The 26,184-nt window shown below is 71.3% G+C and carries 24 protein-coding genes and 1 tRNA gene; 16 read left to right on the top strand and 9 right to left on the bottom strand.

The features are described 5' to 3' along the window. Positions 1-41 precede the first annotated feature (41 nt). The 5 genes from DDJ31_RS15175 to DDJ31_RS15155 all read left to right on the top strand — a co-directional run bounded on the left by DDJ31_RS15175 (position 42) and on the right by DDJ31_RS15155 (position 2,941). Entirely contained in the window at positions 42-266 is a 225-nt protein-coding gene (locus DDJ31_RS15175; protein ID WP_127179752.1) for a hypothetical protein, read from the top strand. Continuing rightward, positions 250-774 (top strand): DUF6879 family protein, encoded by a 525-nt coding sequence (locus DDJ31_RS15170; RefSeq protein WP_127179753.1) that lies wholly within the window; start codon positions 250-252, stop codon positions 772-774. Before DDJ31_RS15175 ends, DDJ31_RS15170 begins: the two co-directional genes overlap by 17 nt. Continuing rightward, positions 764-1,606, top strand: coding sequence for a helix-turn-helix domain-containing protein (locus DDJ31_RS15165; RefSeq protein ID WP_127179754.1), 843 nt, complete (start codon positions 764-766; stop codon positions 1,604-1,606). Before DDJ31_RS15170 ends, DDJ31_RS15165 begins: the two co-directional genes overlap by 11 nt. Before the next feature lie 77 nt (positions 1,607-1,683). Further along, complete coding sequence (locus DDJ31_RS15160) at positions 1,684-2,196, top strand: hypothetical protein (RefSeq protein WP_127179755.1); 513 nt, start codon at positions 1,684-1,686, stop codon at positions 2,194-2,196. 79 nt (positions 2,197-2,275) lie between these two features. After that, positions 2,276-2,941, top strand: coding sequence for a class I SAM-dependent methyltransferase (locus DDJ31_RS15155; protein ID WP_127179756.1), 666 nt, complete (start codon positions 2,276-2,278; stop codon positions 2,939-2,941). Between the two features lie 59 nt (positions 2,942-3,000). Here DDJ31_RS15155 and DDJ31_RS15150 read toward each other — a convergent pair. Beyond that, positions 3,001-3,072, bottom strand: a tRNA-Cys gene (locus DDJ31_RS15150). Between the two features lie 179 nt (positions 3,073-3,251). Between DDJ31_RS15150 and DDJ31_RS15145 the strand changes: the two genes are divergently transcribed. From DDJ31_RS15145 to DDJ31_RS15130, 4 genes are all read left to right on the top strand, one after another. Next, entirely contained in the window at positions 3,252-4,733 is a 1,482-nt protein-coding gene (locus DDJ31_RS15145; RefSeq protein WP_127179757.1) for an MFS transporter, read from the top strand. Positions 4,734-4,957: 224 nt separating this feature from the next. Beyond that, entirely contained in the window at positions 4,958-6,757 is a 1,800-nt protein-coding gene (locus tag DDJ31_RS15140; RefSeq protein WP_127179758.1) for a DEAD/DEAH box helicase, read from the top strand. 310 nt (positions 6,758-7,067) lie between these two features. Continuing rightward, positions 7,068-7,709: an IclR family transcriptional regulator gene (locus DDJ31_RS15135; protein ID WP_127179759.1), complete on the top strand. Its 642-nt coding sequence runs from the start codon at positions 7,068-7,070 to the stop codon at positions 7,707-7,709. 257 nt (positions 7,710-7,966) lie between these two features. Next, complete coding sequence (locus DDJ31_RS15130) at positions 7,967-8,758, top strand: YlbL family protein (RefSeq protein WP_127179760.1); 792 nt, start codon at positions 7,967-7,969, stop codon at positions 8,756-8,758. A 136-nt stretch (positions 8,759-8,894) separates the two neighbouring features. Here the strand turns inward: DDJ31_RS15130 and DDJ31_RS15125 are convergent, their stop codons facing one another. The 5 genes from DDJ31_RS15125 to DDJ31_RS15105 form a co-directional block, all read right to left on the bottom strand. Beyond that, entirely contained in the window at positions 8,895-9,782 is an 888-nt protein-coding gene (locus tag DDJ31_RS15125) for a glycine betaine ABC transporter substrate-binding protein (RefSeq protein WP_240678430.1), read from the bottom strand. 161 nt (positions 9,783-9,943) lie between these two features. Next, a complete protein-coding gene (locus DDJ31_RS15120) occupies positions 9,944-10,798 on the bottom strand; it encodes an ABC transporter permease (protein ID WP_127179761.1) in 855 nt (284 codons plus the stop codon). Then, positions 10,795-12,036, bottom strand: coding sequence for a betaine/proline/choline family ABC transporter ATP-binding protein (locus DDJ31_RS15115; RefSeq protein ID WP_127179762.1), 1,242 nt, complete (start codon positions 12,034-12,036; stop codon positions 10,795-10,797). The genes DDJ31_RS15120 and DDJ31_RS15115 overlap by 4 nt, the downstream gene beginning before the upstream one ends. Next, entirely contained in the window at positions 12,029-12,676 is a 648-nt protein-coding gene (locus DDJ31_RS15110) for an ABC transporter permease (RefSeq protein ID WP_127179763.1), read from the bottom strand. The genes DDJ31_RS15115 and DDJ31_RS15110 overlap by 8 nt, the downstream gene beginning before the upstream one ends. Positions 12,677-12,897: 221 nt before the next feature. After that, positions 12,898-13,377: an Lrp/AsnC family transcriptional regulator gene (locus DDJ31_RS15105; RefSeq protein ID WP_127179764.1), complete on the bottom strand. Its 480-nt coding sequence runs from the start codon at positions 13,375-13,377 to the stop codon at positions 12,898-12,900. Positions 13,378-13,500: 123 nt separating this feature from the next. Here DDJ31_RS15105 and hppD point away from each other — a divergent pair, with 123 nt between their 5' ends. Together hppD and DDJ31_RS15095 are read left to right on the top strand one after the other, a co-directional pair. Then, positions 13,501-14,649 carry a 4-hydroxyphenylpyruvate dioxygenase gene (gene hppD, locus DDJ31_RS15100; protein ID WP_127179765.1) on the top strand — a complete coding sequence of 383 codons (1,149 nt, stop codon included), beginning with the start codon at positions 13,501-13,503 and terminating at the stop codon, positions 14,647-14,649. A gap of 115 nt (positions 14,650-14,764) precedes the next feature. Then, complete coding sequence (locus tag DDJ31_RS15095) at positions 14,765-15,625, top strand: phage baseplate protein (protein WP_127179766.1); 861 nt, start codon at positions 14,765-14,767, stop codon at positions 15,623-15,625. A gap of 88 nt (positions 15,626-15,713) precedes the next feature. On the opposite strand, the gene DDJ31_RS15090 is transcribed toward DDJ31_RS15095, so the two are convergent. Then, positions 15,714-17,216, bottom strand: coding sequence for a tetratricopeptide repeat protein (locus tag DDJ31_RS15090; protein WP_127179767.1), 1,503 nt, complete (start codon positions 17,214-17,216; stop codon positions 15,714-15,716). Between the two features lie 91 nt (positions 17,217-17,307). Between DDJ31_RS15090 and DDJ31_RS15085 the strand changes: the two genes are divergently transcribed. After that, entirely contained in the window at positions 17,308-18,714 is a 1,407-nt protein-coding gene (locus DDJ31_RS15085) for an FAD-binding oxidoreductase (RefSeq protein WP_127179768.1), read from the top strand. Between the two features lie 20 nt (positions 18,715-18,734). On the opposite strand, the gene DDJ31_RS15080 is transcribed toward DDJ31_RS15085, so the two are convergent. After that, positions 18,735-19,148 carry an SsgA family sporulation/cell division regulator gene (locus DDJ31_RS15080; protein ID WP_127179769.1) on the bottom strand — a complete coding sequence of 138 codons (414 nt, stop codon included), beginning with the start codon at positions 19,146-19,148 and terminating at the stop codon, positions 18,735-18,737. A gap of 743 nt (positions 19,149-19,891) precedes the next feature. Between DDJ31_RS15080 and DDJ31_RS15070 the strand changes: the two genes are divergently transcribed. Together DDJ31_RS15070 and DDJ31_RS15065 are read left to right on the top strand one after the other, a co-directional pair. Next, on the top strand, positions 19,892-21,346 hold the full coding sequence (locus DDJ31_RS15070; RefSeq protein WP_127182780.1) for an RDD family protein: 1,455 nt from the start codon (positions 19,892-19,894) through the stop codon (positions 21,344-21,346). 82 nt (positions 21,347-21,428) lie between these two features. Further along, on the top strand, positions 21,429-22,232 hold the full coding sequence (locus DDJ31_RS15065) for an RDD family protein (RefSeq protein WP_127179770.1): 804 nt from the start codon (positions 21,429-21,431) through the stop codon (positions 22,230-22,232). 25 nt (positions 22,233-22,257) lie between these two features. On the opposite strand, the gene DDJ31_RS15060 is transcribed toward DDJ31_RS15065, so the two are convergent. Beyond that, positions 22,258-22,533, bottom strand: a complete 276-nt coding sequence (locus tag DDJ31_RS15060) for a hypothetical protein (protein WP_127179771.1) — start codon at positions 22,531-22,533, stop codon at positions 22,258-22,260. 415 nt (positions 22,534-22,948) lie between these two features. On the opposite strand from DDJ31_RS15060, the gene DDJ31_RS15055 reads away from it, so the two are divergent. Together DDJ31_RS15055 and DDJ31_RS15050 are read left to right on the top strand one after the other, a co-directional pair. Next, positions 22,949-25,300: an immune inhibitor A domain-containing protein gene (locus DDJ31_RS15055; protein ID WP_127179772.1), complete on the top strand. Its 2,352-nt coding sequence runs from the start codon at positions 22,949-22,951 to the stop codon at positions 25,298-25,300. Positions 25,301-25,420: 120 nt separating this feature from the next. Then, positions 25,421-25,759, top strand: a complete 339-nt coding sequence (locus tag DDJ31_RS15050) for a hypothetical protein (RefSeq protein WP_127179773.1) — start codon at positions 25,421-25,423, stop codon at positions 25,757-25,759. Positions 25,760-26,184: the final 425 nt, after the last annotated feature.

Genomic DNA, 26,184 nt, shown 5'->3' with positions numbered 1-26,184 from the left:
TGCCGGAGCCCCGACCGGGGACGAAACCAAGGGGGTTCGGCGTGGCCCAACAGGAATTGACCCGTCTGACCGGAAACGGCAACGGCAACGGAAACGGCGGTGGCACCTGCGGCGAGGACGACTGCCCCACCATCTACCGCACCGCCAGTGGATCGTTCATCGTCCAAGGTGACACGTCGGATTCTTTCCAGCCGCCCGACGGGGAGAGCCTGGTGGAGATCCCGGAGGCGGTACTGAGGGAGGCATTCCGTGCTCTTGGCTGGTGAGGCGTGGAGAGCGAGGTTCCGTGACTTCAAGACAGAGGCTTGGCGGCTCGAGACCTTGCCGCAGTACCTCATGCCGCAGGAGGAAGAACCCTTCGCGGAATTCCGGCGTGGTGTCCGCGTCGATCCCCGGACTGTCTCCAACACCTACACGGACCGGTTGCGTCGACAGGCGGAGCAGGGGCGGTCACAGGGGCGCGTGCACATCGTGAGCCGCCCGCTTTCGGACTACCTCCGCTTCGAGTTCGCTCGGTACTACGCGCCGCACGCACGGGCAGGGGAGGACATTCGGATCCTGGACGTGACGGACAGGGAGAACCCGCTGGCGGAATTCCAGGACTTCTGGATTTTCGACCGGAGCGAAGTCGTCCTCATGAACTACGACGCGGACGGCAGGCAGATCAGCCGGGAGGTCCAAGACGGGGACGTGGGCAGATATCTCGACTGCCAGAGCCTGGCGCTGGCGGAAGCGGTGCCCTTCGAGGAGTACGTGAAGGGTCTTGACGCTTGAACCCGAGAACCTGGGGCGGTCCAGGTCCGACCTCGCGGAAGCCTTGAGGGACCAGCGTAGGCGGTCCGGGCGGACGCAGACCTGGCTCGCTCGGCGCTGCAACATGTCCCAGACCAAGGTCAGCAACATCGAGAGCGGAAAGCTCACTCCCCAGCTCCTCGACGTCGAGCTGATCCTGCGTGCCCTCGGGGCGCAGGGCCCCCGGGCTGTCGAGATCATGGCGTTGGTGAGGACCGCCAACACGGAATGGCACGATCATTGGCGCTCGCGCCGCAGAGGTTTGGACAAGAAGCAGAACGAACTGGCGCGGCTCGAAGCGATATCCACGGAGTTCCGGTTCTTTCTCCTGTCCATGGTCACCGGTCTGCTGGCCACCCCCGAATACGTGCGTGCCAGTATCGCTGATGTTCCCGGGGACCAGTCCAAGACCTTTGCGAAGAAGCTGGAACGGCAGCAGGTTCTCTATGACACCTCGAAGTCGTTCACCTTCGTGCTCACGGAACAGGCGGTGAGATGGTCCCTGCTCCCTCCCGCGGGCATGGCCATGCAACTCGACAGGCTGGTGTCGGTCTCCCGTCTGCCGAATGTGCGGATCGGCGTGATCCCGCTCGGCGGGTACATGCCCGAGAAGTCCCTCAACACCTTCACCGTCTACGATCGGCGCCTGGTCACGGTGGAGACCGGCACAGGCTCCCTGATGCTCTACGACCATCGCGATGTGACCGCCTATCTCGGCGATTTCATGGCGTACGAACGTCGTGCGGTGGTCGGCGACGACTGTCGGGAACTGCTGAGCGAGTGGTCCTCTCTCTTTACCCGACAACGCGAATAACCCTCGACCTGCTCGGTGTTGCTCGCCACCATCGTGCTGCACATGGAAATCCGACCTCCTGGAAGGACACCAGCGGCATGACCGTCTTACTCGAAGTCCCGGGCACCACCAAGTACCGCGATCCGCGGACGTTGCTGAACGCCGTCCGGCCACATGTCAAAGAACGGCGCTACAACATCTTCGAGGCTCCGGGGTCCGAGGGCGTCGACTTGTGGGAGCGGGAGGTCCGGCTGCTGCTGCGGGACAGCGTCGCCGTTCGAAGCCTCGCGGAGCGCGTCCTCGGCCAGGCCGTCGCCTATCTCGTCACGGCCGTGGAGAACCCAGGCGCCGACATGGGGCCCGGCTTCACGGTCGACCTCGGCATTCACCAGATCATCCTGGACACCCCGGTCTACTTCGCGTTCTGCGATCTGTACAACGGCGGTCGGTACAAGCATCACGCGCCCCTCGTCGAGCGGCGTCGCGACGGAACGGTGATGCGCACGGCCGACCTCATCGGGCGGGCGGGGTTCGCTGTCGACATCGAACTCTGGGAGGTCGACGCCGCCGACTGCGGACCCTGCGACGACAAGGTGCCCGACAGCCACTGACCGCATCGCCCGGGTGTCCTGCCCCTCCAGCGGGGGCGGGGCACCCGCGCACCGCACAACTCACCTCCGAGGAGCCCCGTTGGCGTCCGTGCACAACTTCGATCATGAGCGTGCCGTCTGGGACAGTTACGCCGAGTCGGTGTGGAAGGGCGGCGGTGCGGAGTTCGTTCCGGCGTTTCGGTGGACGCAGTACCAGGGACACGGGCCAGGGGTCGAGCTTCTCGGGGAGCCCGCAAGCGTGCTGGAGATCGGCTGTGGCACAGGGCGGGCGCTGGCCCATCTCGCCGGGCGCGGGGTGCGGGCGCGGGGCATCGACCTCTCCCCGGTCATGGTGGCCGCGGCGAGCGAACGGTGGGCGGACCTCGGGATCGTGTTCGAGTGCGCCGAAGCGCTGGAGTGGCTCGGCACGGACACCCGCACCTACGACGCCGTCTACTCCGTCTTCGGTGCGGCCTGGTTCAGCGACCCGGAACTTCTCTTCCCCCTCGTCCTGCCGAGGCTGAACCCCGGAGGAGTGTTCGTGTTCTCGCAGCCCCCGGCCATCCCCGGGGCCTACGGCCGGCAGGGCATGTACAAGGGCGGCTTCGCGGGCCCCGCCAGATATACCTACCGCTACAGCCACCCTCCCGAGACCTGGCGGAGCCACCTCCTCGCGGCCGGCTTCGCCGATGCCGTGGCCGGTGTGCTGCCCGCGCCCGCGGTCGGTCATATCGGGACGTTGATCGTGCGGGCGGTCGCTGTCTGAGCGCCCGCCGAGGCCGGGGCGCGGCGGAGCCCCCTGGTGGGTACCAGGGGGCTCCTTTGAGGCCGTGGCGGGAATTGAACCCACGTGCCTCGCTTTGCAGGCGAGTCCCTAAGCCACTCGGGCACACGGCCGTGTTCGTGAGGACGACGTTACGGAGGGGTGGGGGGCGGGGCAAGGGAGCGGGCGGGGACGCAACGGGACTGCCATACCGCGTTCATGAAACGGGGTCGCGGTCGTACGACCAATGGCTCAGGACGAGACCGTCTTCCGCCAGGGGTGAAAGTGCGATTCGGCGCTTACCCTGGCGGCCATGGGTGTCGTTGAGTCGCAGGACAGCGTGGTCGGGGGCGGAATCGCGGGAACCGCGGAGAAGCAAGAGGGGCAAGGGGAGCAGGGGGTGCTGGGGCGGACCTATCGGGCCCTCAGCATCGGGATCGTCTCCGTGGTGCTGCTCATCGCCTTCGAAGCGACCGCCGTAGGCACCGCAATGCCCGTAGCGGCCCGCGAGCTGGACGGGATCTCGCTCTACGCCTTCGCCTTCTCCGGGTACTTCACCACCAGCCTCTTCGGCATGGTCCTCGCCGGACAGTGGTCCGACCGGCGCGGCCCCGTCGGCGCCCTGGCCGGTGGCATCGGGGCGTTCGGCGCCGGGCTCGTCGTCGCCGGGACCGCCCAGGCCATGTGGCTGTTCATCCTCGGGCGGGCCGTGCAGGGACTGGGCGGCGGGCTCGTCATCGTCGCCCTGTACGTCGTCGTCGGACGGGCCTACCCGGAGCGGCTGCGGCCCTCGATCATGGCGGCGTTCGCCGCCGCCTGGGTGGTGCCGTCCATCGTCGGACCGCTCGCCTCCGGCGCGGTGACCGAACACCTCGGCTGGCGCTGGGTGTTCCTCGGGATACCCGTGCTGGTGCTGCTGCCGATGGGCCTCGCGCTGCCGCAGATGCGCCGGCTCGCCGCGTCCCCCGCCCCCGCAGGGCCGGCCGACCCCGCCCTCGACCGGCGGCGCATCCGGCTCGCCCTCGGCATCTCCCTCGGCGCCGGACTCCTCCAGTACGCGGCCCAGGAACTGAGCTGGATCTCCGTCGTCCCCGGCATCGCGGGCGTCGCCCTGCTCGTGCCCGCCGTCCTCGGCCTGCTCCCGCGCGGCACCTACCGGGCGGCCCGCGGACTGCCGTCCGTCGTGCTGCTGCGCGGGGTCGCCGCCGGGTCGTTCATCGCCGCGGAGTCCTTCGTCCCGCTGATGCTCGTCACCCAGCGGGGGCTGTCGCCGACGCTCGCCGGGTTCTCGCTGGCCGCGGGCGGCGTCACCTGGGCGCTCGGCTCCTGGGTGCAGGCGCGGACCCGGATGCAGCCGTACCGGGTGCGGCTGATGACCGGCGGGATGGTGCTGGTCGCCGCGGCGGTCGCCGCCGCGCCGAGCGTGCTCATCCCGGCCGTGCCGGTCTGGATCGTCGCCGTCGCCTGGGCCTTCGGCTGCCTCGGCATGGGCCTGGTCATCGCCTCCAGCAGCGTCATGATGCTGCGGCTCTCCGCCCCCGAGCAGGCCGGCGCCAACTCCGCCGCCCTCCAGATCTCCGACGGCCTCTCCAACGTCGTCCTCCTCGCGGCGGGCGGCGCGGCCTTCGCCGCGCTCGGCGGCGGCACGGTGGCGCACACCGCCACCACGGCGACCGGCACCGGCTCCCACCCGGCCGCCTTCGCCGCCGTCTTCCTCCCGATGGCGGCCGTGGCCCTGGCCGGCGCCTGGGTCGCCACCCGGGTCACCGATCCCGCGCGCACCGCACAGCCGTAGCGCGCGGCGGCATCCGCCCAGGTCACCACGGTGTGCCCCGGGGCGGGCCGCTCGCGGGGCGGTTCCCGGGCGGCTGTGACGTGAGTCCCAACCGCCCGCCTCCCTGGCTTGTCCGCGCGTGGGCGGGGGCGGGGCGCCGGTAGGGTGGCCCGGTTGTCATACGTAGACGTGCGTGAACCGGCCGCCCGGTTCGCGGACCGCCCGACCCCCTTGCTACGGAGACCGTGACTACCACCGCCGCTTCCTCCTCCCACTCCCACCACCTCTCCCCGGCCTTCCCCGGCCGCGCCCCGTGGGGTACCGCCAGCAAGCTGCGCGCCTGGCAGCAGGGCGCGATGGAGAAGTACATCCAGGAGCAGCCACGGGACTTCCTCGCGGTGGCGACCCCGGGCGCGGGCAAGACGACCTTCGCGCTCACCCTCGCCTCCTGGCTGCTGCACCACCACGTCGTGCAGCAGGTGACCGTGGTCGCGCCGACCGAGCACCTGAAGAAGCAGTGGGCCGAGGCCGCCGCGCGCATAGGGATCAAGCTCGACCCCGAGTACAGCGCGGGCCCGCTCGGCAAGGACTACGACGGGATCGCCGTCACCTACGCCGGTGTCGGCGTCCGGCCCATGCTGCACCGCAACCGCAGCGAGCAGCGCAAGACCCTGGTGATCCTCGACGAGATCCACCACGCCGGTGACTCCAAGTCCTGGGGCGAGGCCTGCCTCGAGGCGTTCGAGCCGGCCACCCGGCGGCTCGCGCTCACCGGCACGCCGTTCCGCTCCGACACCAACCCGATCCCCTTCGTGACGTACGAGGAGGACAACGCCGGCATCCGGCGCTCCGCCGCCGACTACACGTACGGCTACGGATCCGCGCTCTCGGACGGCGTCGTCCGGCCGGTCATCTTCCTCTCCTACAGCGGCAACATGCGCTGGCGCACCAAGGCGGGCGACGAGATCGCCGCCCGGCTCGGCGAGCCGATGACCAAGGACGCCGTCAGCCAGGCCTGGCGGACCGCGCTCGACGCGCGCGGCGAGTGGATGCCCAGCGTGCTGCGCGCCGCCGACCAGCGGCTGACCGAGGTCAGGAAGGGCATCCCGGACGCCGGCGCCCTCGTCATCGCCACCGACCAGGACTCCGCGCGCGCCTACGCCAAGCTCATCCGCGAGATCACCGGCACCAAGGCCACCGTCGTCCTGTCCGACGACACCGGAGCCTCCCGGCGCATCGACGACTTCAGCGCCTCGACCGACCGCTGGATGGTCGCCGTCCGCATGGTGTCCGAGGGCGTCGACGTGCCCCGGCTGGCCGTCGGGGTCTACGCGACGACGATCTCCACGCCCCTCTTCTTCGCCCAGGCCGTGGGCCGTTTCGTGCGGTCGAGACGGCGCGGCGAGACGGCGTCGGTGTTCCTGCCGACCGTCCCCGACCTGCTCACCTTCGCCAACGAGATGGAGGTCGAGCGCGACCACGCCCTCGACAAGCCCAAGAAGGACGGCGAGGAGGACCCGTACGCCGAGTCCGAGAAGGAGATGGAGGAGGCGAACAAGGAGCAGGACGAGGACACCGGCGAGCAGGAGCAGTTCTCCTTCGAGGCGCTGGAGTCCGAGGCCGTCTTCGACCGGGTCCTCTACGACGGCGCCGAGTTCGGCATGCAGGCGCACCCGGGCAGCGAGGAGGAGCAGGACTACCTCGGCATTCCCGGCCTGTTGGAGCCTGACCAGGTGCAGATGCTGCTCCAGAAGCGGCAGGCGCGGCAGATCGCGCACAGCCGCAAGAAGCCGGACGACGAGGCGGACCTTCTCGAACTGCCCGCCGAGCGGCGGCCCGTCGTCTCCCACAAGGAGATGATGGAGTTGCGCAAGCAGCTCAACACGATGGTCAGCGCGTACGTGCACCAGAGCGGCAAGCCGCACGGAGTGATCCACACGGAGCTGCGGCGGGTGTGCGGGGGACCGCCCAGCGCGGAGGCGACGGCGGGCCAGTTGCGCCAACGGGTGGCGAAGGTGCAGGAGTGGGCGACCCGGATGAGGTAGCCCGCCGCGACCCACCACACCCTTGAAGACGGCGTCAGTCGATATCGGGGCAAATCATGGTGGTCCGTACCGGCCAGTGACCGGATTCTGGACGGAGCCTTCCGCTGAGCGAACCCGCTTCGCTACTGTCCCGCTACGCACACGCCCCGTGGCAGCGCCGCCGCGGAGCGCAGCCGTGAAGCGACGCGGCCCGCCACCAGGCCGGGCCGCCGGCCGATCGGCGGCCTCTGAAGCGCGTCGCCGACGGGACTCGGCGGCGCAATCGCCGCTCCGGGGGACGCCGACCTCACCACTTGGAGGAGTGGGCGTCGTGACCGCGGAGACCTCTCAGACGCTCGACCGGGGACTGCGCGTCCTCAAGCTGCTGGCCGACACCGACCACGGGCTGACCGTCACCGAGCTTTCGCATCGACTGGGCGTCAACCGGACCGTGGTCTACCGGTTGCTCGCCACGCTGGAACAGCACACGCTCGTCCGCCGCGACCTAGGCGGCCGGGCCCGGGTAGGGCTCGGTGTGCTGCGCCTGGGCCGACAGGTCCATCCCCTGGTCAGAGAGGCCGCGCTGCCCGCCCTCCGCTCACTGGCCGAGGACATAGGGGCGACCGCCCACCTCACCCTGGTCGACGGCTCCGACGCGCTGGCCGTGGCCGTCGTCGAGCCGACCTGGACCGACTACCACGTGGCGTATCGGGCCGGGTTCCGCCACCCCCTGGACCGGGGTGCCGCGGGCCGGGCGATCCTCGCCGCGCGCTCCCAGCCACCGGGCGACCCGGGCTACACCCTCACCCACGGTGAACTGGAGGCCGGCGCGAGCGGCGCCGCCGCCCCGCTGCTCGGCGTCACCGGAGTGGAGGGCAGCGTCGGCGTGGTGATGCTCGCCGACGCCGTACCGGAGCGGGTGGGCCCCCGAGTGATGGACGCGGCCCGCGAGGTGGCAGAGGCCCTGCGCTGAGCCCCGCCCACCGGCCGGGAGTGGGTCGCGGGGGTGCGGCGCAATCCGCCGCGTACCCGGTCACCACCCCAGTTCAACAGCACAGAGCGACCAAAGGGCCCATCAAGCGGCGGATTCGCCGCACCCCCGCGACCCCGACCCCACCGGGAGCCCCCGCCCCCCCGCACCCGCACCCGCCCCCCACCGCACAACCACCCCCGCCCCCCACCCCCCACCACGCAACCGCCCCGCGCCCCCCGTCACGTTAGATTGATCCCGTGCTCTCTCGTCTCACGCGCCCCTGGGCCCTCGCCGTCTGTGCTCTGCCCGTCGTGGCGCTGCTGGCCACCGCGGTGTTCGCGCCGTTGCCGTTCGCGCTGGCGCAGCCCGGCATCACGGCGGACGTGCTCGGCAAGAACAAGGGCACCGAAGTGATCACCATCGAGGGTGCGAAGACCCGGACGACCACCGGCCAGCTGCGGATGACGACGATCGAGGCGACCAACCCGGACACGAGGATCTCGCTCGGTCAGGTGGTCGACGCGTGGTTCTCGACCGACCGGGCGGTGATGCCGCACGACGCGGTGTACCCGAGCGGCGACAGCACCAAGGAGATCGAGCAGCACAACACCGCGCAGATGAAGGAGTCCCAGGACGCGGCGACCCGGGCCGCTCTCGACTACCTCCACCTCCAGGACAAGGACGTCAAGGTCACCCTGAAGCTGGCCGACGTCGGCGGCCCGAGCGCGGGCCTCATGTTCACCCTGGGCATCATCGACAAGCTGAACGGCGACGGCTCCGAGGGTGACCTCACCGGCGGCCGGACCATCGCGGGCACCGGCACGATCGGCGACGACGGGAAGGTCGGCGCGGTCGGCGGGGTGCCGTTGAAGACGATGGCCGCGCGCCGGGACGGTGCCACCGTGTTCCTGGTGCCGCGGGCGGAGTGCGCGGACGCCAGGTCGGAGCTGCCCAAGGGGCTGCGGCTGGTCCCGGTGACCACGCTCAAGAGCGCGGTGAGCGCACTCACGGCGCTGTCGAAGGGCAAGGGCACAGTCCCGACCTGCTGAAGCGAAGAGACCGCACCCCGCCCCCGCCGAGCCCCGCCCCCGCCGAGCCCCGCCCCCGCCGAGCCCCGCCCCCGCCGAGCCCCGCCCCGGCCGAGCCCCACCCCCGCCGAGCCCCGCCCCGCCCCGACGCCCCGGCTCAGCCCGCCTTCACGAGCCCTTCCCGCTTCATCCAGTCGAGTGCCACGTCGTGCGGGTCCTGCCCGTCGACGTCGACCTTCGCGTTCAGGGTCTGCGCGACGGTGTTGTCGAGCTTCCTGGTGAGAGGGGCGAGGACTTCGGCGATCGCCGGATGCTCCTTCAGGGCCTTGGAGTTGATCTCGGGGGCCGCGTTGTAGTTGGGGAAGAACTTCTTGTCGTCGGCCATCACCACCAGGTGCATCGACTTGATGCGCCCGTCGGTGGTGAAGACCTCGCCGTAGGTGCAACTGCCCTTCGCGGCCTGGGTGTAGATGATCCCGGTGTCCATCTGGGTGATGTTCTTCGCGGGCAGGCTCATCCCGTACGTCTTCTCCATGCCGGGCAGCCCGTCGGCCCGGTTGGCGAACTCGCTCTCCACGCAGAGGGTGACGGCGCCGGGGTCCTTCTTGGCGAGCGCGGCCACCTCGGAGAGGGTGCCGGTGCCGTACTTCTTGTGGTTGGCCTCGTTCATGGCGAGGGCGTAGGTGTTGTTCAGGGCGGACGGCGCGAGCCAGGTCAGCCCGTTCCGCAGGTCCGCGGCCCGTACCGCCCGCCACTGCGCGTCCGGGTTCGGGATGGGCTTGCTGTTGCCCTGGTAGGTGATCCAGGCGGTGCCGGTGTACTCGTACATGCCGGTCGCCTCGCCGCTCTTGACGGCTTCGCGGGCGCCGATGGACCCCTGGATGCCGGTGCGGTCCAGCACCTCCGCGCCGGCCGCCTCGAAGGCGATGCCCATCATCGCGCCGAGGATCAGTTGCTCGGTGAACTCCTTGGAGGTGACGGTGAGGTGGGCGCCCTTCAGGGGCTGCCCCTGCCCGAGGGTGCCGGGTTGGACGTCGTCGACCATGGGTGAGCCGCTGGTCAGCCCGCAGCCGGAGACGGCGACGAGGGCCCCGCAGACGGAGAACGACACCGCGCGCCAGGCCCACGGACGCCCGCCCCACAGCATCCCGCCGACCCGCCGCCCGCCGACTCGCCGCCCGCCCACTCGCCGACCGCCCGCCCGGCTCACGCCTCCACCTCCAACCCGCGTGGCCGCAACAGGAGTTCGGCCAGGGAGGCGAGCCAGTCGACGAGCAGGGCGAGGGACACGGTGAGGATCGAGCCGAGGACCAGGACCGGCATCCGCTGGTTGGTGATGCCGGTGGTGATCAGTACCCCGAGCCCGCCGCCCCCGCCGAACGTGGCGAGCGTCGCGGTGCCGACGTTGAGGACCAGCGCGGTGCGCACGCCGGCCAGGATCAGCGGTACGGCCAGCGGGAGTTCGACCCGGCGCAGCACGCCGAGCGGGGACATGCCGATGCCGCGGGCGGCTTCCAGCAGGGTGGGGTCGTTGGCGCGCAGGCCGGCGATGGTGTTCGACAGCACGGGCAGCACGGCGTAGATGATGATGCCGATCAGGGCGGCTCTCATGCCGGTGCCGAGCCAGATCACCAGCAGGGCGAGGAGCCCGATCGCGGGGGTCGCCTGGCCCATGTTGGCGAAGGCCGTGGCGACCGGGGTGGCCTTCTGGAACGTCCGGCGGGTCAGCAGGATGCCCAGCGGGATCGCGATGATCAGCACGAAGAACGTGGAGATCGCGACGAGTTCGATCTGCTGCCAGAGGGCTTTGGAGACCTGCCCGTGGGAGAGAGCGTTCCTGGAGATCGCGTCCAGGTCGGCCTGCTTGAACCAGAGCCAGGTCGCCAGCAGCAGCGCGATCAGGAACGCGGGCAGGATGGTCAGCCGCTGCCAGGTGATCCGGCGCCCGGGCCGGGCGGGGGAGGGGGGCGGGGCCTCCTGTTCGGCCTCGCCCTCGTCGCGGAAGGCGAGCCCTTTGACGTCGTGTTCGCCGGAGGGCCGGCGCGGCGCGGGCCCGCTCATCGCTCGGTCCCCTCTTCGCCGCCCTCCTGCTCGGCGTGGGTGCGCTCGGTGCGGGCCTCCTCCAACTCGTGCTGGTGCTCCATGGCTTCGAGGCGGTCGGCGTCGAGCAGTTCGTGCACGGAGTTCATGAGGGTCTCCATGTCGACGACGCCGGTGTACTCGCCGCGCCGTCCGGTCACCGCGACCCGTCCGGCGTTGTCGGTGAGCACGGCTTCGAGGGCGTCGCGCAGGGTGGCGTCACGGGTCACGGTGTCGTGGACGAGGGTGCCGGCGCGGGCGAGTGAGCCCCTGGCCCGCATGAGGTCGCCGCGGCGCAGCCACTTGTAGGGGCGGCCGCGCTTGTCGAGGAGCAGGATCTCGTTGGTGCCGCTCTCCCGCAGCCGGTTGAAGATGGACTGGAGCGGGTCGTCGACGGTGACGGTCGGGTAGTCGGTGATCTCGACGTCCCGCACCCGGGTGAGGTTGAGCCGTTTGAGGGCGGCGCCCGCGCCGACGAACCCGGAGACGAAGTCGTCGGCCGGGTTGGTGAGGATCGCCTCCGGGGTGTCGAACTGGGCGATGTGGGAGTGCTCGCGCAGGACGGCGATCCGGTCGCCGAGTTTGATGGCCTCGTCGAAGTCGTGGGTGACGAAGACGATGGTCTTGTGCAACTCGTGCTGGAGCCGGATCAGTTCGTCCTGGAGGTGGTCGCGGGTGATCGGGTCGACGGCGCCGAACGGCTCGTCCATCAGCAGGACGGGCGGGTCGGCGGCGAGCGCTCGGGCCACGCCGACGCGCTGCTGCTGGCCGCCGGAGAGCTGGCGCGGGTAGCGGCCCCGGAACTCGCCGGGGTCGAGCCCGACCAGGTCGAGGAGTTCCTCCACCCGGGCCTTGGTCCTGGCGGAGGACCAGCCGATCATCCGCGGTACCAGGCTGATGTTCTGGGCGACGGTCATGTGCGGGAAGAGGCCGGCCGACTGGATGGCGTAGCCGACCTTGCGGCGCAGCTTCACCGGGTCGATGCCGGTGACGTCCTCGCCGCCGATCCTGATCCGGCCGCCGGTCGGCTCGATCAGCCGGTTGATCATCTTGAGGGTGGTCGACTTCCCGCACCCCGAGGGGCCGACGAAGATGACGATCTCGCCCGCCTTGATCTCCATGTTGACGTTGTCGACGGCGGGGCTCGGGTTGCCGGGGTAGCGCTTGGTGAGGTTCTCCAGTTCGATGGTCGCCCCGGTGGTGGGTGTCTCGTCAGGCACGGATCCCCCTGGAGATGGTCAGCCGTCCGAGCAGGACGTACGCGGCGTCGAACAGCAGGGCCAGGACGATGATGCCGAGGGTGCCCGCGAGTACCTGGTTGAGCGCGTTCCTGCTGCCCAGTGAGGCGATGCCGCGGAAGATCTCGTTGCCGAGGCCGGGCCCGGACGCGTAGGCGGCGATGGCGGCGATGCCCATCAGCATCTGGGTGGAGACCCGGATGCCGGTGAGGATCGGCGGCCAGGCGAGCGGCAGCTCGACCCGCAGCAGCCGCATCACCCGGGACATGCCGATGCCGCGGGCGGCGTCCACCAGGGACGGGTCGACGCCGCGGAGTCCGACGATCGCGTTGCGCACGATCGGCAGCAGCCCGTACAGGGTCAGGGAGATCACGGTGGGCGGTACGCCGAGGCCGACGATCGGGATGAGCAGGCCGATCATGGCGAGCGAGGGGACGGTCAGGATCGTGGAGGTGGCGGTGGTGGCGAGGTTGCCTGCCCAGTCGCTGCGGTAGGTGAGGACGCCGATCAGGACGCCGATCAGGGTGGCCACGACCATGCACTGGAAGACGGCGCTGGCGTGTTGATACGCGTCCGTGAGGAGTTGTTCGTGCCGGGCGCCGAGGTAGTCCCAGAAGTTCACCCGCGTTCACCCCCGGCTCTGGTCGGCCGAGCCCTGTCGGCCGAGTCGTTGCGGCTACGTCCTTGCGGTCAGGTCTGACGATCAAGCCCTGCCGGTCAAGCCCTGCCAATCAAGCCCTGCCGGTCAAGCCCTGCCAATCAAGCCCTGCCGGTCAGAACCTGATGGCCAGGCCCCAACGGTCAGAACCTGATGGCCAGGCCCTGCCGGTCATGTCCAGCCGGTCATGTCCGGTCGGCGTCCTCGGCCGCCTGTTCCACCAGCGGGATGATCCGCAGCGGAACGGGGTTCTCCATCACGATCGCGGTGGCGGCCCGGACGATCCCATCAAAACCGACAACCCGGTCGATGACCCGTTGGAGATCGGCGTTGGAGCGGGCCACCAGCCGGCACAGCATGTCGCCGCTGCCGGTGGTGGTGTGCAGTTCGAGGACCTCGGGCACCCCCGCCAAGTGGGCGCGTACGTCGGGGCCTTGGCCCTGCCGGATCTCCAGGGTGGCGAAGGCGGTGACCGGGTAGCCGAGGGCCGCCGGGTCGACCTGCGGACCGAATCCCCTGATGACTCCGTTCGACTGAAGCCGGTCGAGCCGCGCCTGCGCCGTGCCCCGGGCCACGCCGAGCCGCCGGGACATCTCCAGCACCCCGATCCGGGGCTCCCTCGCCAGCAGCACGATGATGCGTCCGTCCAGCCGGTCGATCGTCACAGCACCCTCCGATGATGGTCATCCTGTACAGAAAGGTCGCCCCCACCCCCATTCTGCCGAGCATATTGACCAGTGAAAACGCGAACTGTTGCGCACCTTGCGAACCGGCCACACGCTTTCGCTATGACGCAGACCACACAGCACACTCCCGAGACGACCGCCCGGCAGGCCGACCCCTTCCCGGTCAAGGGAATGGACGCGGTCGTCTTCGCCGTCGGCAACGCCAAGCAGGCGGCGCACTACTACTCCACCGCCTTCGGCATGCGGCTGGTCGCGTACTCGGGACCGGAGAACGGCAGCCGCGAGACCGCCAGCTACGTCCTGGAGAACGGCTCGGCCCGTTTCGTCCTCACCTCCGTCATCAAGCCCGCCACCCCCTGGGGCGAGTTCCTCGCCCGGCACGTCGCCGAGCACGGCGACGGTGTCGTCGACCTCGCCCTGGAGGTCCCGGACGCCCGCCGCGCCTTCGCGCACGCCGTCGAGCGCGGCGCCCGCCCGCTGGTCGAGCCGCACGAGGTGAAGGACGAGCACGGCACGGTCGTCCTCGCCGCGATAGCCACCTACGGCGAGACCCGCCACACGCTGGTGGAGCGCACCGGCTACACGGGCCCCTACCTGCCCGGCTTCACCGCCGCGAGCCCGATCGCCGCGCAGCCCGCCCGCCGCACCTTCCAGGCCATCGACCACTGTGTGGGCAACGTCGAACTCGGCCGGATGAACGAGTGGGTCGCGTTCTACAACAACGTCATGGGCTTCACGAACATGAAGGAGTTCGTGGGCGACGACATCGCCACCGAGTACAGCGCCCTGATGTCGAAGGTCGTCGCGGACGGCACGCTCAAGGTCAAGTTCCCGATCAACGAGCCGGCCGTCGCGAAGAAGAAGTCCCAGATCGACGAGTACCTGGAGTTCTACGGCGGCGCGGGCGTCCAGCACATCGCGCTCAACACGAACGACATCGTCGAGACCGTCCGCACCATGCGCGAGGCCGGTGTCCAGTTCCTCGACACCCCGGACTCCTACTACGACACCCTCGGCGAGTGGGTCGGCGACACCCGGGTGCCGGTGGACACCCTGCGCGAGCTGAAGATCCTCGCCGACCGCGACGAGGACGGCTATCTGCTCCAGATCTTCACCAAGCCGGTCCAGGACCGGCCGACCGTGTTCTTCGAACTCATCGAGCGGCACGGCTCGTTGGGCTTCGGGAAGGGCAACTTCAAGGCCCTCTTCGAGGCGATCGAGCGCGAGCAGGAGCGACGCGGAAACCTGTGAAACGCCTGTGGCTGCCGAGGTTTCCGAGGCAAACCGCAAGCACTGAGGGCCACTTGACGCTCTGATGGAGGCGCGGGCACCGCACGGGTGCCCGCGCTACCGCCGGGAGCAGACCGTGGCCCAACCCATCGACCTCGCCGCACCGGCCGTGCGCTGGCTGTGGCGGAAGGGCACACTGCTGGAGCCGACGGTGCTCCAGTCGTTCGCCTTCGACGAGGTGCACAAGCACCTGTACGTCCTGCAGATCACCCGCACCGGCCACGCGGCCGGCGACCTTTGCCTGAACAGGCTCGACTACCAGGGCAAGCGCCTGGGCGCCATGTATCTGCGCGGCTTCGGGCACGGCGTCAGCGTCGGGGTGCAGAACGAACCCGACGGCACCGTCTGGATCTGGACCGAGGCGGACGCCGACGGCGGCTACGGCCAGGGCGTCACCCGCTTCCACTTCGCCGCGGGCGCCGTCCGCACCGGTGCCGACGTGGCGATCAGACACCCGATCGCCGGCTCGACCAACAACCAGCCGGCCGTCTGCATGGCCTCGCGCCGGATAGCCGTCCGCTACCGCGCGGCCGGGGTGCCCCGCTACCGGATCTGGGACCTCGACGCCTTCGTGGCCCGCGACTACGGCGACCCGCTCGCCGACTTCCCGCAGACCGGCGCGCACCCCGTCGCGGGCGCCCCCTTCCAGGGCTACGCGCTGCACGGCGACTTCCTCTACCAGGTCGCCGGCTCCGCCTACAACGCCCGCACCAACCCGCCCTCGGGGCACGGCGACACCTACCTCTCCCGGCTCGACGCCACCACCGGCGCCCTGCTCCAGCGCAGCCGCACGGAGGCCGGGTACTCCTTGAGTTTCCGCGAACCGGAGGGCGTCGCGATCCGCAGACTGCCGACCCCGTGGCTCTGCCTCGGCCTGGCCTCGGGGGACGAGGGCGCCCGCCGCTTCTCCGTGTACGTCAAGAAGCAGACCCCGTGACCACGGGCCCCTGACCGCAGCCCCCTGACCCCAGCCCCGACCGCCGCCAGGCCCCAGCCGATCACCGCCAGGCCCCAGCCGATCACCGTCAGGACGCGGGCGGCGCGGCCGGGACCGTGGACGCGCCCGTCGGCACCGGCTCGTCCGGGACGTCGCCCAGGGCGGCCAGCGCCTGCCGGGCCAGCGGCACCCGCAGCGGCGAGAAGTGCGGGTTGATGCGCAGCGCCTCCTGGAGATGGCGGCGGGCCGGACCGTACCGCTCCACCTCCCGCTCGATGATGCCCCGGTGGTACACGTACAGCGCGCTGCGCACCCCGCCGCCGTGCGCCTTGTCGGTGGCGGCCGTGGCGAACCGCAGCGCCTCCTTGTCGTCGCCGGTGCGGTGCAGCGCCCAGCCGAGCGCGTCGGCCACCTCGATGCCGGGCTGGCGCCGCCACTCGGTCCGCAGCCTGCGCAGCGCGGCCCACGGGTCCCCGTGGTCGGACTCGAACACGCCGAGCACCAGCTCGTCGTCCACCCCGCCCGCCGCCCCGGCCCGCACCCGGGCCCGCAGCAGGTCGTACTCCACCTTCGCCGCCTGCACCAGCCCCAACGACTCGTACAGCTCGCCCAGTTCGAGTGCGTAGCGCGGGCTCGGCTGCCCGGCGAGCGCCACCCGGTAGGCGTTCAGCGCCTCCGTCGTACGGCCGAGGGCCGCCAGCGCCCGGCCCTGCCCGGCCTGCGCGGCCCGCTGGTCGGGGTCGAGCCGTACCGCCTCGTCGAAGTGGCTGAGCGCCTCCTCGCGTTCGCCGCGCTCCCAGGACAGCTGCCCGGCCCGCTCCAGCCACGCCGCCTGTTCGGCCGGGGTGGCGGCGCCCGCCGCCGCGTCGGCGAGGGAGGCAGCCGCGTCCTCGCGCCAGCCGCGGTCCCGGTACACGGCGCCGATCCGCGCCAACCCGGCCGGCCCTGAACGCAGTTCGGACAGCTTGTCCAGGGTCCGCCCGGTCGCCTTGTAGTCGCCGAGCCCGGTGTAGGCGTCCAGCAGCAGCGGGTATGTCGTCCACCGCTTCGGGTCGGCCTTCAGGGCGGCCTCGCCCCATGTCCGCGCCGCCCGGAAGTCCCGTCGGGCGTTGGCGAGCGCCGCGAGCCCGCCCAGCGCGTCCGCGTTGCCGCGGGGCCGCGCCTTCAGGGAGGCGCGCAGCGCCCGCTCGGCCCGCGGGTAGTTCGCCGCGTCGGCGGTCCGCCGTCCCCGTTCGACGTACGCGGAGCCGAGGACGGCCCACGCGTGGGCGTCCTGCGGACGGGCCTTGACCTCGGCCTCCCGCTGCCCGATCAGTACAGCGAGGTCGGGCAGCGAGGCGGGCACGCCGAGGGCGACGGCGGCCAGGGCCTGGGTTCCGGGGGCGGGTTCGGGCGGCTCCTTCGGCCCGCTGCGCGCGGGCCACAGGACGACGCCGCAGCCCACGAGCAGGCTCGCGACGACCCCGGCGGCGATCCACCGGCCGCGCCGCCGTCGCCCGGGCGGCTCGCCTCCCGCGGCCAGGTTCCCCAGCGGCCCGCCGGCCAGGCCACCCGGCCGGTCCAATGTCCGGACATCCCGCTCGTTCTCCATGCCCTTCACTGTGCGTCAATACGACGAGCTGTCCGGTCACGCTGCGGTCGGTGCCGACGGGGTTCACACCGATGGCCCCGGGTGCGACGCTGTGATCATGAGCCGCATCGAAGCGCCCCGTGACGAAGACACCGGCAACCTCGTCGACCGCCTGCTCACCGGTCTGCCCGCCGAGACCGTGCTCACCGACCCGGACGTCACGGCCTCCTACGCCACCGACATGGCGAGCTTCTGCCCGGCGGGGGCGCCCGCCGTCGTCGTCCTGCCGCGCACCGTCGAGCAGGTGCAGCACGTCCTGCGGGTCGCCTCCGAGCTGCGGGTCCCGGTGGTCCCGCAGGGCGCCCGCACCGGGCTGTCAGGAGCCGCCAACGCCACCGACGGCTGCGTCGTCCTCTCCCTCGTCCGGATGGACCGCATCCTGGAGATCGACCCGGTCGACCGGATCGCCGTCGTCGAACCCGGCGTCGTCAACGCGACGCTCTCCCGCGCGGTCGCCGCCCACGGCCTCACCTATCCGCCCGACCCCTCCAGCTGGGAGACGTGCACGATCGGCGGCAACATCGGCACCGCCTCCGGCGGCCTGTGCTGCGTCAAGTACGGCGTCACCGCCGAGTACGTCCTCGGCCTCGACGTCGTCCTCGCCGACGGCCGGCTGATGTCCACCGGGCGCCGCACCGCCAAGGGCGTCGCCGGATACGACCTCACCCGGCTGTTCGTCGGCTCCGAGGGCTCCCTCGGCGTCGTCGTCCGCGCCGTCCTCGCCCTGAAGCCGCAGCCGCCCCGGCAGCTCGTGCTGGCCGCCGAGTTCCCCTCCGCGAAGGCCGCCTGCGACGCCGTCTGCCGGATCATGGCGGGCGGCCATGTCCCCTCGCTCCTCGAACTGATGGACCGCACCACGGTCAAGGCCGTCAACGACCTCACGCACATGGGCCTCCCGGAGACCACCGAGGCCCTCCTCCTGGCCGCCTTCGACACCCCCGACCCGGCCGCCGACCTCGCCGCCGTCGGCGCCCTGTGCGAGGCCGCCGGCGCCACCGAGGTGGTGCCCGCCGACGACCAGGCCGAGTCCGAACTGCTCCTCCAGGCCCGCAGGTCGGCCCTGCCCGCCCTGGAGGCGGTCAAGGGCACCACGATGATCGACGACGTGTGCGTGCCCCGCTCACGCCTCGGCGACCTCCTCGACGGCATCGAGCGCATCGCCGAGAAGCACCGCCTCACCATCGGGGTCTGCGCGCACGCGGGCGACGGCAACACCCACCCCACCGTCTGCTTCGACGCGGCCGACCCCGACGAGACCCGCAGGGCCCGCGCGTCCTTCGACGAGATCATGGCGCTCGGCCTCCAGCTCGGCGGCACCATCACCGGCGAGCACGGCGTGGGCGTCCTGAAGAAGGAGTGGCTGGCGCGGGAGATCGGACCGGTCGGCCTCGAACTCCAGCGCCAGATCAAGCAGGTCTTCGACCCGCTCGGCATCCTCAACCCCGGCAAAGTGTTCTGACGTCCCGTCCGGGGACCTCGTCACCGGGCGAGCAGCTGATCGAGCGCGTCGTCGATCCCCAGCTGCTCGCCCTCAGACCCCGGGGGCACCACCCGCAGCGTCCGCTCCAGCCACGCCGACACCTGGGGCGCGGGCGCCTCCAGCAGGGCGTCCCCGTCGGGCGAACTGAGCGCCATCAGCACGACGCTGCGCCCCTCCGACTTCGTCGGCCAGATCCGCACGTCCCCGTGCCCGCACGGCCTGAACACCCCCTCGATCAGCAGCTCACGGGAGAACGTCCAGCTCACCGGGTGCTCGGAGTTGATGTGGAAGGTGACATGGACGGCGTAGGGGTCGTCGGTGCGGTAGCCGAGGCGGGCCGGCACCGGGATGCTCCGCTCCGGCGACAGGATGAGCTTCAGCTCCAGTTCGCGTTCCACCACTGTGCTGTGCATGAGGGGTGTCCTCTCTCCAGGTCTCTCACGCGGTTCCCGGCCTCTCGTGGAGGCTCGTACGCCGGGAGAGAGCGCGTCGGGCGGCGGGCATTACGCGGGTTCGGAAAGATTTTTTCCCGCAGGTGTGAATCCCGTGCGCGTCGTTGCCCGGAAAGGGGCGGGTACGGCGGGACCTGAGGTGTCGGACGCACCGGTCTGATAGATGTGGACCCCCCTTCAGACCCCCGAGCAGATACGGGACGACGGACATGAGCGCCCCAACCCCGGCCCCCGGTGACGACAGGCCCCGCGAGGGGTACTACCCGGACCCGTCCATTCCTGGATACGTCCGCTACTGGAACGGCGCCTCCTGGGTCCCCGGCACCAGCCGCCCGGCCCCCACCGACGGCCGGCCGCTGACGCCGCCCGCGGGCTCCGGGCAGCCCTGGCCCTCGCATGCCCCCGATACCCCGGCGCAGACGCCGGGCGCGGCGGACCCGGGACCCGATCCGGGGCAGTCGCCCCCGGGCCACGCCCACCCGGCCGCCCCGCCCGCACCGGGCCAGGCGCTCGGCGGGACACCGGGCTGGGCGACGCCGGGACAGGCACCGGCGCGGGGCGCGGGCGCGGCCGGGGCGCCCGGCTGGACGACACCGGAACCGGCCGCGGGACAGGGCGCCGCGCCCGCCGGCGGACCGCAGCCGTCCGGCCCGCCGGTCCCGAGCCAGGCAGGACCCGGCGGCCCGCAGAGCCCCGCCCCGGGGCTGCCGCCGGTCGCGGGACCCGTCCACGCGCCCGGCGCGGGCACGGGCTTCGGCGCACCCCCAGCACCCTCAGCATCCCCAGCACCTCACGCCGCCCCCGCTGCCCCTGCTGCCCCCGCCGTTCCTGCGGTCCCCGCCGTCCCCGCCGCCCCTGCCGCGCCTGTCTCTCCCGGTTCGCCCGCAGGTTCCCCCTCCGCCCCCGCCGGGAGCTTCGGCCCGGCCCCCGGGAGCGGACAAGGCGGTGCCCCCGGCCCCTCGCCCGTCGAGACCACAGGACCGCACTTCTTCGACGAGGACCCCGACGCCCGGCAGCCGTCCCCGGGGGACGCCCAGCACGGCAGCAGGCCCGAGCCGGCCGCCGCGTGGGGCGCCGACCGGGCCCGGCAGGCCGGGTTCGGCAACGAGCAGGACCGGCGCGTCTCCTGGGGCTCCCCGTCCGGCGCCGACCCGCGTCTGCCCGCCGACGCCCCGGCCGCCGAGCCGGACGCCCGGACCCCGCCCGCCGTCGGCGCGGGAGCCACCCCCGACGGCACCTTCGTCTTCCGTCGGCCCGGCGCGGCCGAGCCAGGACCCGCCGGGTCCGCGGCCCCCGTCGCCGACGAGGGCACCATGACGTTCCGCGCGGTGCCCCCGCGCACGGGCGGGCAGCCCGGCGCACCCGCGGGCCCCGGCTTCGGCGCGGGGAAGGCGGCGGCCGACCGCGCGGCGGCGGCCCAGGCCCAGGCCCAGCCCCTCCCGGCGCAGGCGCAGGCGCAGCCTCAGGCAGCCCCCGCGCCCACCGTGCCGCCGCAGCCCGACGCCCCCGGGCCCGTCGCCGCCTCGGGAACTCCCGTGACCAGCGGGCCAGGTGGCGGCCAGCACTCCTGGGCGCAGCAGGTGCACCGGCTCGCGGGGGAGGACGGGGAGCAGCCCGTGCTGCCCTGGAAGCCGCCGGTGGAGGACGTGTTCCAGGCGGCGGCCAGGCGCCAGTCGGAGGCCCGCCCCGCCTCGCTCGGCAAGCGTCTCGCGGCCCGCCTCGTGGACACCGTCGTCCTCGCGGCCGTCACCGGGGCGGCCGCCGTGCCGCTCGGCACCCGCGCGGTCGACCACGTCGACGAGAAGATCGACGCGGCGCGGCTGTCGGGCGAGACCGTCACGGTCTGGCTGCTCGACGGCACGACCGCGCTGTACCTCGGTGTCGTCCTGGCGGTTCTGCTGCTCTTCGGTGTCGTGTACGAAGCGCTGCCCACCGCCCGGTGGGGCCGCACCCTGGGCAAGCGGCTGTTCGGCCTCGAGGTGCGGGACATCGAGGGGCACGAGCCGCCCGCGTTCGGCGCCGCGCTGCGCCGCTGGCTCGTCTACAGCGTGCCGGGGCTGCTGGTCGTCGGGGTCGTCGGCGTCGTGTGGTGCCTGTTCGACCGCCCGTGGCACCAGTGCTGGCACGACAAGGCGGCGCACACGTTCGTGGCGGGCTGACCGGGGTCCGGTCCTGGGCCCGGGTACTCCGGACGGCCGCTCGCCGGATGCGGAGCGGGGGCGTTCGCGGTCGACTCGGGCCATGAGCACCGAACCGCCCCCCGGCTCCGGCGGGACCCCGGAAGACGACCCGTTCAGGAAGCAGCCGCCGCCCCACGGCGACACGCCGGGCGGCGGCGCGCCCCAGGGCGGCAACCCGTACGGGCCGGGCCCCGAGGGCGGCGGCAACCCGTACGGGGACCCGCCGGGCGGCGGCCCCTACGGCGGCGGCTCCCCGGGCGCGGGCGGCCCCTACGGCGGCGGCCAGGGCGGCGGTTTCGGGGGGAGTCAGGGCGGCGGTTTCGGCGGGGGCGGCCCGCGGGGCGGCGGTTCCTACGGCAACGGCCCCTACGGCAACGACCCCTACGGCGGTGGCGGTCCCGGTGATCCGCTGGCGGGCATGCCCCCGCTCGCCGACAGCGGCAAGCGCACCCTGGCCCGGATCATCGACCTGATCCTGGTGGGCATCGTCGTCTGGCTGGTGACCTGGCCGATCGGCGTGCACGAGTACAACGTGAGCGGCAACAACGTCGCGTTCGGGCGGTCGTTCGCGCAGTCGCTGATCGCCGCCGTGCTCTACACCGGCTACGACACCGTCATGATCAGCCGCACCGGGCAGACCCTCGGCAAGAAGTGGCTGAAGATGCGGGTCGCCAATCTGGACAACGGCGCCACGCCCTCCGTGCAGACGACGCTGATCCGCTCCCTGGTGCTGTGGATCCCGTTCGCGTTCTGCTGCGCCTGCATCTGGACGGCGATCGCGGGCGGGTGGAGCTTCTTCGACCGGCCCTACAAGCAGGGCCTGCACGACAAGGCGGCGAAGACGGTGGTCGTCAGCACCGCCTGACGCGTCGGGGCCCGCCGACCGCGGGTCAGCGTCGCCGCGAGGAGCCCGTGACCGGTACCGGCACGGGCTTCTCGGCGTGCTGCCGCGCGGGCGCCTGGTCTTCGGCGGGCCGGCGGGCGGCGGCCCGGGGTCCCGGCACGGGGACGGTCATCGCGACGAGCAGCCCGAGCGCGAGCGCGGCGAACGCGATGACGGCGACGCCCACCCCCGAACTCGTCTGTGACAGCAGCAGCATGGCGACCGTGGAGAGGACCACGGTGCACGAACCGTAGGCGAGCTGTGCGGCAGTCGGACGAGGCATGGCAATCGTGTCCTCGGAGGTGGGGGTCACGGGGGTGTTGACCTGGCTGTCCGCCGGAGCGGGGCGTCCGCCGATCGACTCTAATCGCCTGCATGCCCGAGTGGGGCGAACAGTAAGCATGACCTAACCGGCCGTACCGGTGCACGGGGGGCGCACGGGTTCATGACGTCCACCAAGTGGACCGGTCCGCGCGCCCGTTCGAACGGTCGACATGTAAGCCACGTTACGGTCATGTGTCCGCAATGCGAACCTCGGCTCTCGATAATGCACTTGATCTGTCCAAGTCAAGGTCTGTTTTTTCTCGTAAACCAGTAGTCAAATGGCGTCACTTGACTACACGCGTATACCGCGCGCGGACCTACCCCGACAGGGAACCCCCATCCGCGCGGACGGACGCGTCAGGGGAGGCCATCAAGTGACCAGCAGATCCTGGACGTTCAGAACGGCGGCCACGGTCGTCGCGATAGCGGCCGCGTCGGCGACGTTCACCACGTTCGCCGTCGCGCAGGCCGCCGAGGGCGGCGCGGCACCGGTGGCTGCGGACCAGCACGACCCGCAGCCCGCCAAGGCCAGGGAGCACGACTTCGACGGGCCGCTCTCGCGGACGCAGTCGGCGCAGCGGGAGGAGGCGCTCAAGCAGGTCATATCCGGCGAGGCGTCGGTCAAGAACCGCGGCGGCTCCAAGGTGGTCCAGCTCAAGGGCAAGGACCGCAAGGGCGGCAGCAAGTACGTCGAGCTGGGCCGGGAGAAGACCGACAAGATCTTCACGATCCTGGTCGAGTTCGGCGACCAGGTCGACAGCCGCTACGGCGGCACCGCGGGCCCGCTGCACAACCAGATAGCCGCGCCGGACCGGAGCAAGGACAACTCGACGGACTGGAAGGCCGATTACAACCAGGCCCACTTCCAGGACCTCTACTTCGGTACCGGCAAGAACACCGAGTCCCTCAAGAAGTACTACGAGAAGCAGTCCTCGGGCCGCTACTCGGTCGACGGTGTGGTGACCGACTGGGTCAAGGTCCCCTACAACGAGGCCCGTTACGGCTCCAACGACGCCCCGACCGGCGCCTGGTACGCGGTCCAGGACGGCGTCAACGCCTGGGTCGCCGACCAGAAGGCCCAGGGCAGGACGAGCGCCGAGATCAAGGCGACGCTGGCCGGGTACGACCAGTGGGACCGCTACGACTACGACGGCGACGGCGACTTCAACGAGCCCGACGGCTACATCGACCACTTCCAGATCGTGCACGCCGGCGAGGACGAGTCCGCGGGCGGCGGCGCGCAGGGCGAGGACGCCATCTGGGCGCACCGCTGGTACGCGTTCGGCACGGACGCCGGCTCCACCGGTCCCGACGCCAACAAGCTCGGCGGCACCCAGATCGGTGACTCCGGCATCTGGGTCGGCGACTACACCATCCAGCCGGAGAACGGCGGACTCGGCGTCTACGCCCACGAGTACGGCCACGACCTCGGCCTGCCGGACGAGTACGACACCTCCGGCGGCGGCGAGAACTCCACCGGCTTCTGGACGTTGATGTCGTCCGGTTCCTGGCTGGGCACCGGCAAGGAGGCCATCGGCGACCTGCCCGGTGACATGAACGCCTGGGACAAGCTCCAACTGGGCTGGCTCGACTACGACATCGCGAAGGCGGGCACCCGCTCCAGCCACAAGCTGGGCGTCGCGGAGTACAACACCAAGAACCCGCAGGCCCTCGTGGTGACGCTGCCGGACAAGAACGTCACCACCGAGATCGTGACCCCGGCCCAGGGTGCCACCCAGTGGTGGAGCGGCAGCGGCAACGACCTGAAGAACACCCTGACCCGGTCCGTCGACCTGACCGGCAAGTCCGCCGCGAGCCTCACCCTCGACGGCTGGTGGGACATCGAGCAGGACTACGACTTCCTGTACACCGAGGTCTCCACCGACGGCGGCGCCAACTGGACGGCGCTGGACGGCAAGCTGGCCGACGGCACCGCCATCCCGCGTGACGGCAGCGACAAGCCGGCCCTCACCGGCTCGGTCGACGCGTACCAGAAGCTGACGTTCCCGCTGGACGCGTACGCGGGCAAGAACGTCCAGCTGCGCTTCCGTTACGCCACCGACGGCGGCCTCGCGCTCCAGGGCTTCACGGCCGACCAGATCACCGTGACCGCCGACGGCGCCACCGTCTTCTCCGACAACGCCGAGACGGCCGACCCCGCTTGGACTGCCAACGGCTTCTCGCGCATCGGCGCGTCCATCACGGACGACTACCCGCAGTACTACATCGCGGAGAACCGTCAGTACGTGTCCTACGACAAGACCCTCAAGACCGGCCCGTACAACTTCGGTTCGGCGGCCCGTCCTGACTGGGTCGAGCACTACGCCTACCAGAACGGCCTGTTGATCTGGAAGTGGGACACCTCGCAGGCGGACGACAACACCAGCCAGCACCCGGGCACCGGTCTGATCCTGCCGATCGACGCGCACCCGGCCGCGCTGAAGTGGTCCGACGGCACGCTGATGCGCAACCGCGTCCAGGCCTTCGACTCCACGTTCAGCTGGTACCCGACGGACGCGATCACGCTGCACAAGGCGGACGTGAAGACGAAGATCAAGGCCCGCCTCGGCGTCCCGGTCTTCGACGACGGCCGCTCGACGTACTACGACCCGTCCAACCCGCTGGGTGGTGTCAAGATCACTGACACCAACACCTCCATCAAGATCGTCAACGAGCCCCTGGACGGCTCGACGATCACGCTGAAGGTTGGACCTTCCTCCAAGTAACGACGTTTTAGCAGGTCAGACGCGTATCGGCGGCAACCCCTTGGCGGGTCGCCGCCGATCGTGTTTAGGTGCGTCCTGTGACTTTCTTATTGACACCGACGCACACGGGGGTGTGACCGCATGGCCGCAGGAGGTTTCTGCAAGCTGCCGACCGGCAGTGTCGTGGTGGCGATGAACCTGCCGAGCCCGACCGCCGACGGCACCGGCGTCCGGGTCCTGGTGCACGCCCACAACCGGGCCCGCGCCCTGACCCGGCTGCGCAACCTCGGCCTCCGCTCGGTCTACCTCCGCGGCAACGCGGCCCCGCCCACGCCGGACGAGATCACGGCCGTCCTGCACCATCCGGACGGCCTGATATGGCGGGGCGCACCGGGTGGGCCGGTGGCGAAGGGCATCACCATGACGGAGCTGTGGCACCCGATCAGAGCCCTGCCGAGAGGCCGGACGGTCCGGGCCTGACGCGCCCCGCCCCAGGGCGCCTCCCGGCGCCCCTCCCGCGGTGGTGGAGGTGGTGTCCCCCTCCCGCCGCGCCCCGGCTCCCTCTTGCTTCCGCGGCGCTGGAGCAGGTTCCCCGGCGGGCCGACTGAAGCGCGGGAATACCGCGCTCTGTTCGGAAACTATCGCAAAGGGTAGCCGGGAATTCGCGGCATGTGATTGCCGACGCTTCGGAGACAGGTGTCCCCTGGAAGAATTCCTCGACGCTCGTTGTCCGTGTGGAATGCGCGCCTCGCGGGCCGAGCGCTTCCCGGCCACGCCATCGATATGCCCCATCGCCACCTTCCCGAAGGTGATATGGGTGATATCTGCCGTAAACTCTCCTTAGTTCCCCCGTGCTACCCAACGCACCGAAATGCAACCGTCAGTTGATCGCTGACGTCATGACG

The sequence above is a fragment of the Streptomyces griseoviridis genome (assembly GCF_005222485.1).
GTDB lineage: Bacteria > Actinomycetota > Actinomycetes > Streptomycetales > Streptomycetaceae > Streptomyces > Streptomyces hintoniae.
Note: the sequence above shows the minus strand (reverse complement) of the source record. Positions and strands in the feature narration are given on the sequence as shown.